The 16722-nt window shown below is 58.1% G+C and carries 14 protein-coding genes; 5 read left to right on the forward strand and 9 right to left on the reverse strand.

Features of this window, described 5'->3' with window-relative positions:
• The first annotated feature begins 189 nt into the window (after nt 1–189).
• Together ATB1_RS19975 and ATB1_RS16705 are read left to right on the forward strand one after the other, a co-directional pair.
• Nucleotides 190–990: an FkbM family methyltransferase gene (locus tag ATB1_RS19975; RefSeq protein ID WP_052368075.1), complete on the forward strand. Its 801-nt coding sequence runs from the start codon at nt 190–192 to the stop codon at nt 988–990.
• A 298-nt stretch (nt 991–1288) separates the two neighbouring features.
• Nucleotides 1289–2716, forward strand: coding sequence for a glycosyltransferase family 2 protein (locus ATB1_RS16705; RefSeq protein WP_082256466.1), 1428 nt, complete (start codon nt 1289–1291; stop codon nt 2714–2716).
• An 88-nt stretch (nt 2717–2804) separates the two neighbouring features.
• On the opposite strand, the gene ATB1_RS16710 is transcribed toward ATB1_RS16705, so the two are convergent.
• Nucleotides 2805–4070: a sulfatase-like hydrolase/transferase gene (locus ATB1_RS16710; RefSeq protein ID WP_082256467.1), complete on the reverse strand. Its 1266-nt coding sequence runs from the start codon at nt 4068–4070 to the stop codon at nt 2805–2807.
• 267 nt (nt 4071–4337) lie between these two features.
• On the opposite strand from ATB1_RS16710, the gene ATB1_RS16715 reads away from it, so the two are divergent.
• The 3 genes from ATB1_RS16715 to ATB1_RS16725 are packed head-to-tail and all read left to right on the forward strand — an operon-like array spanning nt 4338 to nt 7551.
• Nucleotides 4338–5279, forward strand: a complete 942-nt coding sequence (locus ATB1_RS16715; protein ID WP_052368079.1) for a polysaccharide deacetylase family protein — start codon at nt 4338–4340, stop codon at nt 5277–5279.
• A 2-nt stretch (nt 5280–5281) separates the two neighbouring features.
• A complete protein-coding gene (locus tag ATB1_RS16720) occupies nt 5282–6352 on the forward strand; it encodes a GNAT family N-acetyltransferase (protein WP_052368081.1) in 1071 nt (356 codons plus the stop codon).
• A gap of 2 nt (nt 6353–6354) precedes the next feature.
• Nucleotides 6355–7551, forward strand: a complete 1197-nt coding sequence (locus ATB1_RS16725; RefSeq protein ID WP_052368083.1) for a glycosyltransferase family 4 protein — start codon at nt 6355–6357, stop codon at nt 7549–7551.
• Between the two features lie 10 nt (nt 7552–7561).
• Here ATB1_RS16725 and ATB1_RS16730 read toward each other — a convergent pair whose 3' ends face one another.
• The 8 genes from ATB1_RS16730 to ATB1_RS16760 all read right to left on the reverse strand — a co-directional run bounded on the left by ATB1_RS16730 (nt 7562) and on the right by ATB1_RS16760 (nt 16316).
• Complete coding sequence (locus tag ATB1_RS16730) at nt 7562–8317, reverse strand: hypothetical protein (RefSeq protein ID WP_128081495.1); 756 nt, start codon at nt 8315–8317, stop codon at nt 7562–7564.
• Between the two features lie 290 nt (nt 8318–8607).
• Nucleotides 8608–9468, reverse strand: a complete 861-nt coding sequence (locus ATB1_RS16735) for a family 16 glycosylhydrolase (protein WP_042665783.1) — start codon at nt 9466–9468, stop codon at nt 8608–8610.
• Between the two features lie 15 nt (nt 9469–9483).
• On the reverse strand, nt 9484–9654 hold the full coding sequence (locus tag ATB1_RS22110; RefSeq protein WP_157837761.1) for a hypothetical protein: 171 nt from the start codon (nt 9652–9654) through the stop codon (nt 9484–9486).
• A gap of 100 nt (nt 9655–9754) precedes the next feature.
• Nucleotides 9755–11521, reverse strand: a complete 1767-nt coding sequence (locus tag ATB1_RS16740; RefSeq protein ID WP_042665784.1) for a family 16 glycosylhydrolase — start codon at nt 11519–11521, stop codon at nt 9755–9757.
• Between the two features lie 478 nt (nt 11522–11999).
• The gene (locus ATB1_RS16745) at nt 12000–12512 is read right to left on the reverse strand and encodes a metal-dependent hydrolase (protein WP_052368087.1); all 513 of its coding nucleotides are present in this window, start codon (nt 12510–12512) and stop codon (nt 12000–12002) included.
• Between the two features lie 101 nt (nt 12513–12613).
• Complete coding sequence (locus ATB1_RS16750) at nt 12614–13900, reverse strand: PQQ-binding-like beta-propeller repeat protein (protein WP_042665785.1); 1287 nt, start codon at nt 13898–13900, stop codon at nt 12614–12616.
• 126 nt (nt 13901–14026) lie between these two features.
• A complete protein-coding gene (locus ATB1_RS16755; RefSeq protein WP_042665786.1) occupies nt 14027–15400 on the reverse strand; it encodes an ATP-binding protein in 1374 nt (457 codons plus the stop codon).
• A 265-nt stretch (nt 15401–15665) separates the two neighbouring features.
• Nucleotides 15666–16316, reverse strand: coding sequence for a hypothetical protein (locus tag ATB1_RS16760; RefSeq protein WP_052368089.1), 651 nt, complete (start codon nt 16314–16316; stop codon nt 15666–15668).
• Nucleotides 16317–16722 lie beyond the last annotated feature (406 nt).

Raw genomic sequence — 16722 nt, forward strand, 5'->3', positions numbered from 1 at the left:
TCTTCTCCTCCGCTACTTTTCACCTCATCATGATTGATTATCAAGATGATTCACGTTGTGCTTGAGAGTCTGTGTTTGCTGAACGAAGAGGCTCTCAAGAACGTAAATTGACTTGCGATTGGGGTGACTTCCTCGTCGGGTGCGTGCTACCCGCAACTATTTGCGCGTTCCCGGCGATAGTCTTCCCCGATGACCTTCGTCTCCAAAATCGGAGACCTCCTGTGGGGGACCCCGGCGTACAGCGTCGGCAACAGACTCTTCGAGACGACAGTCGAGGTGTATCTACGCACCCACCCGGCCTACGAGTTCTCCTGCGGAGAGGCGACAGCCACGTTCCGCCCTCGTACGTTCGTCGAGTGGAACAACCTTCGGCACAGAATCCGGGACGAAGCCGAAGTATTGGAACACGTGCTCTCGAACGTACGGGCTGGCGACGTCTTTTACGATGTCGGCGCAAACATGGGAATCTATGCCTGCCTCGTCGGGTCCAGCGTCCCCGACGTGGCTGTCGTCGGTTTCGAACCGTATCCACCGAACACCGAGTCGCTTCGACGGAACCTCACCGAAAACTCGATTGACGCGACCGTCGTCGAACGGCCGCTCTCCGACGGGAGTTCGGAAGAGAGGTTTCACCTCTACGACACCCTCGATGCGGGTGCACAACACGGATCGCTCGACACGAGGTATCCCACCGGAGAGGCGCTCACATCCATACCGACGACAACGATTGCCGGAGACAGTCTCGTCGAAGCCGGTCGAATCCCCGAGCCGAACGTCGTCAAAATCGACGTTCAGGGGACTGCGCCGTCCGTACTCATGGGGCTGGAATCGTCGCTCACCGGACAACGGTGCCGGCTCGTCTACGTGGAGGCGCACGACAACGCAAGCGAGATTACAACCATATTATCGAGGTTCGGATACCGGATATCGACACTCCGCGTCGACCGACCGAACAAAGACCCCACGGTAGTGGGACGGAAAGGCGAATGACCGCGAACCGGCCGCCTGACCTTCGGTTTCGAAGCACAAATCGAACATCGTGACCTTACCACCAGACATAATTTCTCACCTCTAGTATTAAATTCCATGAGGTAGAGTAATCAATAGATTAAATACGTCGTGAGTTGACGTGTTAACCGGAGATACCGGTCCGAAGCTTGATGAGCGACGCTGTACCCATAGGCAGCGGTCGGGTAGACGACTCGGTGAGTGATTGGAATGCGGATGGAACACGGGAAAACATGAGCCGCTACTGGCAGTCGATACGAGGACGGGGGGTGGTCGGGAGATGAAGCGAGAACACGAGTCACACGAACGAGATGCTGAGCAACCCGCTATCGGATTTGTCGCGACCGACGAGAACATCCTCACGTTGCCACGAGACGTCGTCCACACTCGAAACAACGGGTTCGACGTCTTCGTCACGTATCAGCGGTCTATCGACGAAGACGAATTAGATGTCGTCTCCGAGCTGGGCGCAACCGTCGTCGACCCGGTTATCGAGGCAGGGCGGGTCAATCCGTACAAGACGTTCGCGAGCGCGCTCGACGGTCAGACCCTCGTCATCGTCTCCCACCTGAACGACTCCGTCGAACAAGTGTTCGTCGACGCCGATGCAACGACAGGCGCGCTGGACGAATCGAACAAGCGTGACACAGACGTCCTTTCTCGGCCCATTCGGAGAGACTCGGACGGCTCCGTCGAACTGACGGAGCGTTCCTCAGCGAGACCGCGAGAGCGGACGAACGGCGACCAGTTACAATCGGCGAGTGAATCGCCGGCTATCGTCGCAATTCCGGCATACAACGAGGCGACGACGATAGCGTCCGTCGTACAAAGCGTCGCACCGTATGTCGACGAGGTCCTCGTCGTCGATGACGGGAGCGGTGACGAAACGGCCATCGCTGCACGCGATGCGGGTGCGACCGTCATCGAACACGAAACGAACCGCGGGTACGGAGCCGCGTTGAACACGGCGTTCAGAGAAGCGGACAGGCGGAACGCGAACAGGCTCGTAACCATCGATGGAGACGGACAGCACGACCCGAACGACGTCCCGAAGTTACTCCGTAAGCTGGACGAGACCGCCGCCGACATCGTGATCGGGAGCCGGTTCGTGGCGGGGGCGTCGACGAACGCACCGTTCTATCGACGGTTCGGTCTCAAAGTCATCAACCTCATGACCAACTTGAGTATGGGCGTCGTGAGGCGAGAGTCTCGTGTCGCCGACACACAGAGCGGGTTTCGCGCATACAACGACCAGGCGATACGCTCGATCAACTTAGATTCGGGTATCGGCGACCAGATGAACGCGAGTATCGACATCTTGTATCACGCCCATCACAACGATTACCGACTCGAAGAGGTAGGGGTCACGATAGACTACGACGTCGAAAACGCTAGTAGCCACCATCCTATCGCACACGGGTTGTCTCTCGTGTCGAATATCCTGAAGACCGTCGAACTCGAACGCCCGTTGACTGCACTCGGCGTTCCCGGGTTCTTCGGTTCGACCGTCGGAATCTTCATCGCCTATTTCACGATTTCTAACTATCTGACGACAGGTGAGTTCCAACTCGGTATGGCCGTCACTTCGACGCTGTTCGTGCTCGCTGGGTTGCTCGCTTGCTTCACCGCGATCATTCTCCACTCGATGAGTCGGCTGTTCGAATCCAGTCGGTCGTCGTCGACCGAGTATCCTCCGTTCGACCGCTGACGAGGGGACCGTTTGACCCGGTTGGAGGGCGGGAAGCGAGTTTGCAGATAGACGAATCGGGTGAATCAGGACTCGACGCCGAGGGGGCTCACTGTAGATAGCCGAGGTCGCGCAGTTGGGTCTTCTGCTCGTCGCTGAGTCCGGCGTCTGACGCCTCGTGTGTCGCCTGTTCGAGACGCGAGGGGACGACGCGTTGCGCTTCGTCTCTTGAGAAATCCGGGGCACCGTAGGTCATGCTGCTCGTCAAGGCGATAGAGAGCATGTTCAGCGCCTTCGTCGGAGACAGATTTCCGAGCCACGCCGGGGAGTACCCCCGGAATACATTGTCGTATCCGATCGCACCGAGTCGTTGGACCGAGGACTTCCGGTGGAAGACGTATCCGCCCGACCGATTCCACGCGGATGTCGCGGCGTAGACGGAGAGTTCGACCGCTCTCCCCGCGACGTCGACGTCGAGGTGCTGCCAGACGTCCGAACGGACTTTTCGGGTCGGTCGTGGAGTGGACCGCCAGAGGTCGACACCGTCCACGTCTGCGGGAGGTTCTCCGCGCTGCGCAGAGATGACCGTGGGGGCGACGTCGACACCGCTCAGAAGTGGGTCGTACGTCTCGCCTTCGGGCAGTCCCGCCCCCGCGAAGACGACCGGAACTTCCACGTTCTCCGGGGCCATCGGGTGGCCGTGCCCAAAGCGCCCACCGTTGGTCCATTCGCCGAGACACTGACCGTGGTCGCTCGTGAACACGACTAACGTTTCGTCGAGGAGTCCGTCCTCGGATAGTCGTTCGTACAGCCGAAGGAATCGCTGCGCGGAGTTGTGACAGTCTTGGCGGTAGAGGTTCACCAACTGCGGACGACGCCTCTCGTGCGTTCGGAAGAACTCTTTCGTTGATTCGAATACCCCGTTTTCGAACCCGTACGGAGCGTGCGGTCCGACGTCGTGGACGAAGTTGACGAACGGCGGTTCGAGGTCTTCGATTGTCCGCTCGGTATCCACGTGGTTAATCTGGAGTGGTGGTTTATCGGGCGCGTCGAGTTCGATCCACACCGTCTCCGTGTCAAATCCGACGTCATATGCATCGTCGTCGAGTAACGGCGGCCGTTCCGGGAGTCGGTCGTCGAACATCCAGACGCCATGTGTCGCCGGGTACAGGCCCGTGGTCAACGACGGTATCGAAGACGCCGTGAACGTACTCGCGGAGATCGCCTTCGCCGTCACCCCCAACTGTCGCACTTCGTCCGGGAGGAAGTCGTACCGCATCGCGTCGGACACGAATACCAAGACGTTATTCACGTTGGGACGGTCGGCCAGTTTCGAGAGAGGCGTGCCACTAGTGGACGCAGTCGTATCTGTCATGCTAGCAACAGCGTATTCAACGGGAGACCACCTAATGGTTAGTGTCAGTCAGTTATCTGATTATCGGCGGGAGTAGAGCCACCCTCCGTCCGGCGTCAGGTATCGTCCGGAACGTTCACACGCAGACTGTTACGCCGAAACCGTGTCTGACGGGTGTCTAGGGGCGAATAGAAGATGTAAGGACGAGTGATATTACGCGCTAACTTAACAATAATCTGATTATCAAATATATAACAATAGTCGCTACCGTCAACCCGTGTCTTACGCGTGAGCGAGAAGCGTAACGACTGTGTACGGAATTCGATATCCTTCGACCTGGAGCACTGGCACACTGCGACACTCCTCGTCGACGAGGTGAGAGACCCGATAGACCGTATCGTAGAATCCACGGAAATCGTCCTCGATTTACTCGACAGACACGACGTCGCGGCGACCTTCTTTGTCGTGGGAGACGTCGCCGACGAGTATCCGTGGCTCATCAACCGAATCCACGAGTTAGGACACGAGATCGGCTCTCACGGACAGACGCACAGACCGCTGTTCGATCTCTCGCCGAGCGAGTTCGAGCGGGAACTGGCTGAGTCGGGTGCTGCAATCGAATCAGTGACGGGCGAGTTCCCGATGGGGGTTCGACTTCCGAACTTCTCGCTGACGAGACGAACACAATGGGGGTTCGAAGTCCTCGCACGGAGCAAGTACCGATACGATTCGAGCGTGTTCCCGGTGAAGACGCCGATGTACGGCGTCCCCGGAGGGCCGTTGAGACCGTACCGGGTGCATCCCGGACGGCCGTTCGATTCGAGTGCGGCGGTCGGCAGCCAAAGAGAGTTGCTCGTAGAATCGCCCCTCGCCGTGACCAATACGATGTTACGACTCCCCATCGGTGGGGGGTTTTACGCGCGGGTCACACCGATTCGTTTGTTCGAGTGGGCGGTCAGTCGGCTGAACGAGTCGAGTATTCCGGCAAACCTGTACTTCCACCCGTGGGAGTTCAACCCGTCGGTCCCCGTGTCGGAACCGAAGTTCCACAAACGAGCGGTGAGTTTCGCGGGAATCGAGCGGTTAGCAGACAAAGTTGAACGGCTCCTCACGACCTTCGAGTTCGGACCAGTGAGCGAATTGATCCGTGCGGAACTTGGGCAGGACGTGTTCGACGAACCGCGGCCCCGAACCAATCACGAGGTCTCGAAGGGAACCTCCCACCACTGAAGATGAGTACGAGCAAGACAAAGACGCGGTTGACGGTGACGGACTGTACAGACAGGCGCGAGTGGAACGACTTCGTCGAATCGAACGACGGTCCCCCGTTTGGACTGTGGGGATGGCGCGAAGCCAGTCGGAATTACGGACACGACACGCACTGGCTCGCCGCCCGAGATGGGGGTGACATCGTCGGCGCACTCCCCCTCGTCGAGATTCGAAGCCGTCTCTTTGGTTCGAAGCTCGTCTCACCCCCGTACGGTGAACGCGGGTCGGTCATCTTGGCCGACGACGCACCGGAGTCGACGACCACGCATCTCGTCCGGCAGGCGAAACGTATCGCGGACGACGCGGGAGTTGATTTCGTCAGTCTCCGTGGGACGACCGTCGACCACGCGCAATTCGAGGGATTCGAACACGAAAATCGGTTCGTCACCTTCGACGTTCCGGTGGGCGTCAGCCACGATGAGATGTGGGACGGTCTCAAGGAGAGTCGACAACGGCAAATCGATCAGGCCCGGGAAAACGACCTAGAGTACGTCGTCGGAGAGTCACTCGACGAATTACGCGAGTACTACGAGCTGTATCTCCAGTCGGTGAGAGGCCACGGGTCTCCACCCCACTCCTTCGAATTCTTCAAAAGGGTCTGGGAAACCTTCGCAGACCACGGAACACTCCATCTGGGACTGGTACGACACGACGGACGAGCGATTAACGGCATCGTGAATCTCGGCTGCGGGTCAACGGTCTCACAGTGGGGGGTCATCACTGATTACGAGTACCGTGACCTTCAGGGCGGGAGTTTCCTACTGTGGAAATCGATGGAGCACGCACACGAAAACGGGTACCAATCCTACGAACTCGGACGGACGAGAGAGGGGACGGGCGTGTACATGTTCAAAAAGAGCTTCGGCGGAAAGAAGACTCAGTACGACGATTTTCACTACTTCCCGAACGGACCGGTCGAACTTCCACATCCGGACAAATCGGCCTACAAGCCAATAAAAGAAGCCTGGAAGCGACTCCCGATTCCGGTGACGAAACTCATCGGTCCCACGCTTCGGAAGGACATCAGCCTCTGACCATGCACGTACTCTATATCGTTGGACAGAGCACGGGTGGGCTCCCCCACTACGCCGCCGAACTCGCAAACAGCGTTGCGAATTCCGCCGAAGTGACGGTGTTCAAACCGACCGAAACGTCGGCGGACGACCTGTTCCGCGACGATATCGAACTCGTGAACGCGTTCGATCCGATCGGCATCTCGATGCCCGGGCTGTACAAGTTAGATATCAATCCACTGAACATCTTCAGAGGCCTGTACTCATACAGCGCGGTGAAAAAAATCGAGCAGTACGACCCGGACGTCATTCACGACAGTACCGGAATCTTCCCACAGGTGAAGTTTTTCACCAAACTCCACGATGTGGACGACTATCCGTTCGTGACGACCCGACACGAAGTGCCGGTGAGCCGCTTCAGCCTCGCACGCCCTCCCGTCCTCATCGAAGAGATACTCAACCTCACGATTCCAGCTCTCGCGATGAAGACCGGACACTGTTCGATCCACACGAAGCGACAAAAAGAGGTCCTCGTAAGCCGTGGATTCGACGCGGACGGCGTCGTCGTCATCCCACACGGGGCGTACTCAGTTTTCGGCGGCGTCGAGGATATCGACCGTGAACCCGAGGAGAACACGCTTCTCTTCTTCGGGAACATCGTTCCCCCGAAAGGACTTGACATACTCGTCGATGCAGTCGAGATACTCCGCGAAACGATTCCGGATGTCAATCTGATTATCGCCGGGGACGGACAGCTTCCGAGCGGAGTGCGCAAGACCATTGAACGGTATCCCGATAACTTCGAGGTTCACCGTCGGTTCATCCCCAATGACGAAGTCAAGGAGTTCTTCGCGCGGACCACAGTCGTCGTGATGCCGTACCGAGATCAGAGCGGGACGAAGGGACACAGCGGTGTTCTCTCGACCGCGTTCTCGTTCGGGAAACCCGTCGTAGCATCGACAGCGAGTGAGTTCCCCGAACAGGTCGAAGACGAGGGCTGTGGGCTCGTCGTCCCCCCGGAGAACCCCACGCGGCTGGCTTCGGCTCTTGAGACGGTGCTTCGAGACGAGTCCGCCCGGTCCGAGATGTCGCAAAACTGCGTCCGGATGAGCGAGCAACTCTCGTGGGACAGCGTGGCGCAACAGTATCTCGACGTGTACAGCGCCCTCGTCGGAGCGCACGAGTCGGGAGGCAAACAGGCCGTTCTTCGGACTCCGTGACCGGTTCCCGTCACTCGGTGTACCCCAGTGCGCGGAGTTGTGCGTCGCGGGAGACGTCGCTCGGTTGCGTGTCGTACGATGCGGGCGTGTGTGTCCCCTCGTCTGTTCCCGTCGTCGTCACCCACGGGACCTGCGTCAAACACGGGAGGTCGATCTGATTCGGATGCCCGTAGATGCCCCACTCTCCGAACGCCTCGCCGTGGTCGGCAGTAATCACGACCCGCTCCGCGTCTACGTTCCGTAAGAGGAGGTCTACGTCGGTGAGGACGAACCGGAGTGTCTCTCTGTACCGGTCGATAGCGACCCGCTGCGACAACTCTCCGCTCGTCACGCGGTCCCATGCGTCGGGATTACTCTCCCTCCCGAAACTGAAATTCGCGCGGTCGAGCGCTTCGGCGCCTTCGGTGAGGAACGGGACGTGCGGCTGAAGATAATGAACCAAGAGCCGTTCTGTCTCGGCGTTCCTCCCGTGGTGTATCGCTCTGTCAGTGACGGGCCTCGGCCGGACGGTTCCCCACTGCTCGTCCCACGCGTACCGCCACACTTCGTCTAACTCACCGAAGGTGTCTTGGTCGCAGAATTCGTCAGTGAAGGGGTTAGCTGACACGTACGCCGTCTCCTGAAGAACGTCTTCCGGCGTTCGTTCGAGGGTTCTGGGGAGCCAGTTCCACGTGCACGACGCTACGGAGGGAAAGTCGTCGACTCGCTGTATCCAATCGTAGCCGTCCGATTGACGTCTGAGTTCGTCCGCCCTGCACGCGTCCAAGAGTATACAGACGTCCCAGTCCTCCTCGAAGACGCTACGACCTGTGATATTCCCTGTCGAACGGTGGTACACGATTCCGAACCACCGACGCAAACCGCCTGAGAGACCATATCTGTCCACGAACCCCGGAAGGCTTCCGAGACCTTTCCGTAACTCTTGGGAAGTGACCATACACCACTCCATTGATCGTTAATATATATCAAATTATCCCAAGACATTCCGGAGAAAAATACAGTATCTGTTGAAATTGTGGCGTCGCTGTGTTTCATTCACGATATTAGCGACCGTGTCTACAGAGACGTATCCTCCCAGAGTCGGACCCAATCGACCACCATCTCTTCCCCCCACCTCTCTGTTTGGTCGGCGGTGCCGATGTTGTTGATATTGAGCGAGAACATGAAATAAAACGGGGCTCCGTTGGACAGTGCGGTCAGTAGCGTTTCGCCGAGCCACTTTCGGACGACCTTCCCGTCGACGTAGTGAACTAGCTCGTCGGCCTGCCACTCGACACCGTACGTGTGAAACTCCCGCGTGAGGTCCCCACCTGGCGTATACGACGCACCGAGGTTCCTATGTGTCGAGCGGTCGCCCACCTCCCTCGAACTCGAATAGTGGACGGTGTGTCTCGAAATGTGCCTATCGTCCCACCCCGAATCGTCCTGCCAAATCTCCACAACGTCGACCTCTGGCGGCCACGCCTCGGTGTTCGGTTTCGCCCAGAACGCGTTTTGAAAGCCGGTTCGCCCCGCGAACGAGATTCTGGCTTCGAGATAACTTCCCGGTCCGAACGTCACCTTGTTCTTCGTGTTCACGGCACCGGATCGTATCTCGCCCCGTTCGTGTGTCCCTCGGAGCCGGAGTGACCCGCCTTCCGTTCGGACGTTCTCTGAAACGATTCGAGTCGGACTCGTGGACGTTTCGACCCCCCAGCCCCAACCGATTGACCACGACGAGGCGTCTAACGAGTCACCCGAGAAGGTATCTTCGAAAGCGAGTTCCCAGTGTGCTTCCCCCGGTGAGCGTGCGCGAAGCCTGTCTCCGTACCGATCAGCGAGCGACTCTCGATTCAGTACGACGCCGCCGACGACGAGACCAGCGCCGGCAGCGCCGGCTGTCGCCCCTGACACTCGGAGGAACTCTCGTCGGTTCATATCTCCGAATACCTCTCACCCGTTCGCACGAAGGTCCGAACGCGGAGTGACTGCGACGAGCTCTCCGAGGAGCGTGACAACCCCCTTCACCGACAGCGCCGTCGTGCCACCACCGGCGAGAGAGTCTCCGAGGGATATCGACGGGTGCCGCTCACCGGTCACACGGCTGTAGGTCTCCGAGCGCATGCTACTACTGTGGGGGTAGAGACACAAAGCCGCTTCGTCAAAAAGTCAGTTCCGTGCTTCCAACAGCCCCGAATCCGGATGTAGCCTGCGCTACTACGGATTAGAGCTCTTGGCCGTTGAGCGTCGCGACGACGTCGCCGCCGTACGTCGATACGTCGAGGACACTCCCATCGAACAGCCAATACGCGTCCGAATCGTCCTTCACGGACCCGTGAATCTTCGAGTTGCCGACGTCGTCGCCGCTGTCCGCGACACCCGACGACGTCTCTGCCTTCTGGACGGCCCCATCGGTTTCAACGAGGTACCAAACGGTCCCGTTGCTGTTCGACCCACGGCGGATGACGAGGAGGTCGACGCGCGACTCATTTACGTAGACGTCTGCGGGTCCATCGAGCGCGATATCCGTCACATCGCCTTCGAATCGGTACGTGTCTGACCCGGCACCGACCGCCCCGCTTGCGGTCGTCCCAGAGACCGAGTCTTCGCTCGTAATCGAGTCGGTCTCGGCGAGCGCATCGCTCACAGAGACGGTATAGGAGGTCGAACTACTGTACCCACTCCCGTCGATGGTGATGGTGTTGGGAAGTGTCGTCGTCTGCGTCGAGTCCGACGTTTGGCTCTGGTCAGACGGCTTGTAGGGGCCGGGTTCAGAATCGTCGACTAAGTCGGCCGTGTTGACCGGTGAGTTGTCGATATAGATGTCGAGGTCGCCGTCGAACCTGAGGTCCGTGATGTCACCGGTAAACCGGAATCCGGGGAGTGACGACGTCTTACTGGTCGTCCCACCCGCGACGGTACCGTCTTCAGCGACCCAGTAATCCTCGGTCGTGTCCTGCGGTTCGATTCCGATGTTCCCGCCACTCGCCTCGAACGCGAACGTGACCGGGTTGCCGTCACCCGACCGGGCCCAGAGATAATGCTCTGTGTCGGTCTGACTGGTCGTGTCAGTGGTCGAGTCGGTCGTGGAGCTGTCCGAACTAGTCCCCGAGTGGTCCCAGAGGCGGACCCAGTCGATCGCGACTTCTTCGCCCCACGGCACCGAGTAGTCGGGCGTGCCGACGTTGTCGATGTTCAGAGAGAACATCATGTAGTGAACACCACCGTTCTGCATCGCCTGCATGGCGGTGCTATCCGTGGACTCCCAGACCGCTTCTCCGTCGACGTAGTGAGTGATTCGGTCTTCTTGCCACTCGACTCCGTAGATGTGGTAGTTCTCAGTCAGGTCGTCACCCGGCGTGTATCCGCCGCCGGGGCCGACGTGAGTCGAATTGTCTCCCGGCTCCGTCGAGGTCGAGTAATGAATGTGGTGTCGTGACCGATGGGTATCGTCCGTCCCACTTCCGTCTTGCATCAGTTCGACGACGTCGATCTCAGGCGGCCACGCCTCGGTGTTCGGCTTCGACCAGAACGCGTTCTGGAACCCCTCGCGTCGCGCGAACTTGATCTTCGCTTCGTAGTAACTGCCTGGGCCGAAGGTGACTTTGTTCTTCGTGTTCACTCCGCCCGCGTACGGTTGGTCTCCGTCGTGCGTTCCCTTCAGATAGAGGTTGCTGTCGCGGACATCGACGTTACGTTCGACCACTTCGGTCGGACTCATGGTCGTTCCGGTTCCCCAGCCCCAACCGATAGACCACTGCTCTGTGTCCAGAGAATCACCGTCGAAGTCGTCTTCGAAGGTCAGGGTCCATTCGTCTTGGTTTGCGGGGCCTCCCTCAGTCACTGCTGCAGAGCCCACGCCGACGCTAGAGACGCCCAGTGCTGTCAAGGCACCGGCGCCGGACAGTTTCATGAGATTCCGGCGAGTGCAGTGGAGGGACTTCGCATTCGTTTCTTCGTCCGGTGTATCCGGACATTCGTCGTCTCTCATAGGTACAGTTTCGTGAAAGGCAGTGGAGTATAAATGTCTTTTTTGAATGAATTTGTAAATATTGGCACGTTAATTGAACATATGAGTTATGTCTAGGATAATACCACGTTATAATTTTGCGAATTTAAGCTAGCGATTAAGATAAATTCAATTTTCTAATTGTAGACGGATTCAATCAATATATCGTCTATATATAATTGAGATAGTCATATAACTAATTTATTAAAATAATCTATGTAATCGACATACAGGACTCGGATACTGGTCAATCAAGATAGTTACAGGATATTATAGTTATCAAGTTGGAAATTCTTTTTTCACCGAGGGAAAACGGTCTCTTAATACATATTTTCTGACGATAATTTCGCAGAAACCGTTTGTTAACCCCGCGTTAAGCTATTCTGCATATCTGATACATCAGCGGTTCACACTGTGTGTTAATTGTCACCGCCACACGTAGTGACGGCGTTCGAGCAGGTCAGCTGTGGGCAGTGCGCGCTCGGAGATACCAGCCTATCGCGACGAGTGTGAGGAGACCGAGTTGGACGAAGAGCGCTGGCGAGGGGTCTAACGCCTGAAGTCGGGGGAGCAACGTGAGCTCCGTACCGTAGTCCACTGCCGGGAGTGCAGGCCAGAGGAAAAACGTCGCGTAGTACAGGTCGCCGTCGAGCAATGGCGGGACAACGTCACCGACGATGTGCGTGAAGTATCCAAAGAGAAAGGCGAACACCGCTTCATCTCGGTCCACCCTCCGCCCGATCCGAGTGAGGACGATCGCCACGAGAAAGAAGGTGAAGATGGAGTGAGCAAGCGACCGACCATTCGGTAACACGCCGACGTACCACGCGAGCGGTTTGTCAACCAAGTCCGGAAACTGCGTGCCGAGCGTGAGCGACAGTCCGACGCCGACCCGTGAGATGCCCAACTGTCGCATTCGACGATAGCCGAAGTACGCGAGAGCGCCGAATAACAGGTGTCCCCAGGGCCACATCAACGTAGATTGGTCGAGCGTCGAACTATGTAATGCGCTCGCTACCCAGTTCCGCCGTTGACGAATGCCTTCTCAGCGGACACCGGACTTGTGACCGGAGACTACTGCAGCGAATAGACCGTACCCTTTGCAGACCCGACGTAGACATGATTGCTATCAGCCGACAGATCGGTAAGCTGGGAACCATCCTCGAACGCCCACTGCTCCTCACCTGCCGATACATCAAGCGCGAACTTGAATCGGTTCCGCGGGTCGTCTCTCCCCCACGAGTCGACGTACAACGAGTCACCTATCGTCACAGACGGTACCACACCCTCAACGCCCTCGTTGGGGGTCCACGTCCAACTGAGAGTACCGCCCTCAGTATCGAACGCTCGCACCGTTCCGCCACCGGCAAAGAGAACATCGTCCTGAACTGGTACCCGTGGGACGAACCCTGACTCGGCTGCTTGCCACTGTTTTTCACCGCTTTCCGGGTCGAATGCGGCGATGTGTTGGCCGCCGACATAGAGAGTGTCACCGTGGAGCGTCGTCGACGTCGCGACCCAGTCGTCGCGACTCCACGTCTCCTCACCCGTCTCGCTATCCAGCGCAATGAGCTTTCCACGGGTATCGCCCTCGTCGGCAACGAAACAGACTGTTTCGTCGGTCGCTGCAATCGTCTGGTACGAATAATCTTCGACCGCTGCAGTCCACCGCTGCTCACCGGTTGCTGTATCGTACGCATAGAGGCGACCGTATGTGGGAACGTAGATCGTCTCAGCGGTCAAGAGTCCGCCAGACGGGTCGCCGATCTCGCCGGACCACCGCTCTGCTCCGTCAGCGACGGAGAGCGCGTAGAGCGTCTGACCGGCCTCCTCAATCGCGTCGTCTTCGGTCCCGACGTACAGCACATCCTCGGTAACGCCGAGAATTTCCAGCCACCATGCTTCGGGGCTGAACGTCCACTCCACGGTTCCGGTTTCGGCGTTGAGGGCGACTACGCCGTGGTTCTCGAACAAATCGTTCTTTCCAACAATGACGAACACCGTCTCGCCGACGTGGGCCGGCGAACCACGGAGTTCGGTGTCCGCGTCATACGACCACTGTTTGCTTCCATCAGTAGTGTTCAGCGATTCGAGAGACCCGGACTTCGTTCCCACGTAGAGACGATCTCCGGTACTCGTCGGGGGAGTCGTGATTTCTGACCCGACCGTTTGCCGCCAGACGACTGGGGGGTCTGGCTGCGTGGGTTGGGTACGTGCGGGCGTCTCCGTTCCCGTTTCTGTCCGGGGCTCGGTCCCTGTCGTCGTCTCCGCAGGCACCTCGGAACCAAGACAGCCAGCAGTTCCGAGCCCAACGGCGGCGGCACAAGCACGAAGGAATCGGCGACGGTGAGGGGAGGGCATCTACTATCAGTTTCGTGTTGGCTGTTAGATATTTTGTGGTCGGCTGATGGAATGCAGCGGCGTACGGCATCGCGTATTTTGGACAGAGGACCGGCCGTCCCGTACGGAGGACAAAAACGCGGGTGCCTACTCGAACAGCGCCAACACATCTGACGGGGTGAATAGATGGACGTCCTCACGCTGCGCTGCGCGCTCCACGAGTTCGTCCGTGAAACCGGACCGCGAAAAGAGCCCGTACGCAACGTCTCGATCGGAACCTTGCCAACGCACGTCCGGTTCAGTCGCTTCGAGGTCGTCTAGGAGTGACCGGCCAACGGGGCTAGTGGTCCATTTGCATTCTCCGAGAAACAGCGACTTCGCTTGCGGATTCAATCCGACCACGTCGATTTCTTGCTCGCTGTACCACCAGCGACCGACTCGGGAACTGGAAACTGGGAACGACGGCGCTCGGGCGGCTTGTCGGCAGACCTCTTCAAACGCGAAGCTCGTGTGCGTCGGTACTGTTTCAGCAATCGATTCTCGGACGGGTTCCGTTCGCCCTTGTTCGAGTGTTCCCCGGTTCGGCGAGACGTAGCGGAACCAAAACCGGACGAACTGGTCAGTCAGTTTGTAGACACCGCGTCCGTCGGGATCTGTGACCGGCGTTTCGCGCTCGACGAGCGCTAACTGAGTCAGGTTTTGGAGATACCGTGAGATGCCGCTTGCCTTCTTATCGATGCTATTCGCGATGTCGGTCACACGAGTTGCACCGTTGGCAATCGCCTCAAGAATCGCCATGTAAGTGGTCGGTTCCCGGAGTTCCTGTCGGAGGAGGAATTCGGGTTCCTCGTAGAGGAACGCACCCTTGGAGAGGATGTGCTGTTCGATGTTCGAAAAGAGGTCTTGAGTCCCGTCAAATTGCTCTAAGTACGCCGGCACCCCACCGAGAACGCTGTACGTCTGGATTGTCGCATCAGCATCATACCGAGGGAAGAATTTCGAGACGTCACCGATGGTGAGCGGTTCGAGTCGCCACTGTCCAGTTCGGCGTCCATAGAGCGGACTCTCGTAACTCAACACGCCTTCTTCCATCATCGATATCGACGAGCCGAGGAGGACGATCGAGATGTCTGTGTCAGCGAGCACCTCGTCGACGATAGTCTGGAATACCGACGGGATGGTCTCGTCCTCCCCTACGAGATAGGAAAACTCGTCTAACGCGACGACAAACGGGCCGTCAGCCCGTCCCTTGAGATATCGAAACGCATCCAGAAACGTGTCCACGTCGGGTGGAACATCGTCGAAGTGATCCGCGCACTGTCGTGCAAACTGCGTTGCATTGTGTTGCGGTCCTCGCTGGTCGCAAAGGTAATATTGGGTCTCCTGTTCGAGCGAATCGAGTGCTGTCGTCACGAGCGTCGTTTTCCCAACTCTACGGCGGCCGTACACAACGAGGAACTGCCGGTCATCTCGTTTGAGATGTGAGGTCAGCCATTCTAATTCCCGCTCTCGGTTAATCATTATGCAGTAGATTATATTATCCCGTGCATAAAGATTGTGGTGAGGCGTGACGCAGCCTGGTGCGCCCCGCAGCCATCGGGAGCGGAAAAACACCGTCGTCGTCGATGTGGACCTCGACGAGCGGCCGGACACGGATGTGAGTTCGGAGACCGCATAGAACGTAACTTGGCTCGGCTGTAGCCAAGGCAGGGTTCGCACGTACCGTATCATCGTGGTTCCGACGTCGAACCGTGGAGCCGAAGTTCAAGTAGAAACGAGCTACGGGCTACGCTTTCGAGGGCGTACCGTTGCGACGGCGGCCGAACAGACCGCTAATTTTCCGACTGATCGTTCCGAGCGTGAACCCGACCGTCCCGAGGGGAATACCGAACAAGCAGGCGAGGAATACGGCAGTTCCGAGGGTCTCCAGCGGACCGACTGTCTCGAAGTGCATCCCCGTCGCACCGAAGAGTCGGTGGAGTTTACTCGGCGAGAAGTGTTCGACCATCATCCCATAGCGTGCGAGACCGATCCCAAATATCGGCCCCATGGTGAGACCGATTGTGGGCACTAACCCGGAATTTCTGGCGGCGAAAGCTGCAGCGACCGCGACCAGCACGACGATGCCAATGACCGCAATCGCGTTCGGGTCCGTCGCGTTTAACGTCCCCAGAACCCACTGTTCAACGCGACTGTAGCCGTACGTTGCGGCCACCAACGGTCCGGTCACGATCGCCGCTATCGGGGCCGAGAGGACCGCCGCAACTGAGGTCCTCCGTCGTCGGCCGACTACCCCGTGCCAGATTCGCTTGAGCAGAGGTCGACTCGTAACGGTTCCTCGTAACCACGTGTATAATACCGAGGTGGCGGCGACGAGTTTCCCGAGGGCGACTCTACCGCCGGAGAGTACTGAAAGGCCGTCTCTCTTGGGGGCCATGTCAGTACGTATGTGTAATCGATATGAAATAGTTTTGGCTTCTGCGAATCATCCCACAACCCTCTTTGGAGACGAACAACCCACTCGTGGGATCGGTTCGGAGGAACTGGGGCCTGTGGAGAGGACTTCGCCATTGCGAACGACGTACCGCTTCGCCAGCAGCAGGACGCGATGGTTCGTTAGTTCCGGATCGGTCGAGACGGCTCTGTTGGAACCCCCAGCAGGAGTCACACTTTGGCTTGCCGTGGACGGTACAGAGGATGAGTCTATCAAAAAAGAATATGAACTGACGGTTTCAATCGAGAGACATGAGTGACCGCTCAATCGGGGAATCTGAGTGATAGTGCGTTTGACTTCGGTCTTCTTCTCGTTTTATTCGGGGGGTTTCTTATCTCGGGTCGAGACC

It is taken from the genome of Haloferax sp. ATB1 (genome assembly GCF_000730175.1).

Coding starts and splice junctions, on each gene's coding strand:
- ATB1_RS19975 (WP_052368075.1), top strand. CDS start 190: ATGACCTTCGTCTCCAAAATCGGAGACCTCCTGTGGGGGACCCCGGCG.
- ATB1_RS16705 (WP_082256466.1), top strand. CDS start 1,289: ATGAAGCGAGAACACGAGTCACACGAACGAGATGCTGAGCAACCCGCT.
- ATB1_RS16710 (WP_082256467.1), bottom strand. CDS start 4,070: ATGACAGATACGACTGCGTCCACTAGTGGCACGCCTCTCTCGAAACTG.
- ATB1_RS16720 (WP_052368081.1), top strand. CDS start 5,282: ATGAGTACGAGCAAGACAAAGACGCGGTTGACGGTGACGGACTGTACA.
- ATB1_RS16725 (WP_052368083.1), top strand. CDS start 6,355: ATGCACGTACTCTATATCGTTGGACAGAGCACGGGTGGGCTCCCCCAC.
- ATB1_RS16735 (WP_042665783.1), bottom strand. CDS start 9,468: ATGAACCGACGAGAGTTCCTCCGAGTGTCAGGGGCGACAGCCGGCGCT.
- ATB1_RS22110 (WP_157837761.1), bottom strand. CDS start 9,654: ATGCGCTCGGAGACCTACAGCCGTGTGACCGGTGAGCGGCACCCGTCG.
- ATB1_RS16740 (WP_042665784.1), bottom strand. CDS start 11,521: ATGAGAGACGACGAATGTCCGGATACACCGGACGAAGAAACGAATGCG.
- ATB1_RS16745 (WP_052368087.1), bottom strand. CDS start 12,512: ATGTGGCCCTGGGGACACCTGTTATTCGGCGCTCTCGCGTACTTCGGC.
- ATB1_RS16750 (WP_042665785.1), bottom strand. CDS start 13,900: ATGCCCTCCCCTCACCGTCGCCGATTCCTTCGTGCTTGTGCCGCCGCC.
- ATB1_RS16755 (WP_042665786.1), bottom strand. CDS start 15,400: ATGATTAACCGAGAGCGGGAATTAGAATGGCTGACCTCACATCTCAAA.
- ATB1_RS16760 (WP_052368089.1), bottom strand. CDS start 16,316: ATGGCCCCCAAGAGAGACGGCCTTTCAGTACTCTCCGGCGGTAGAGTC.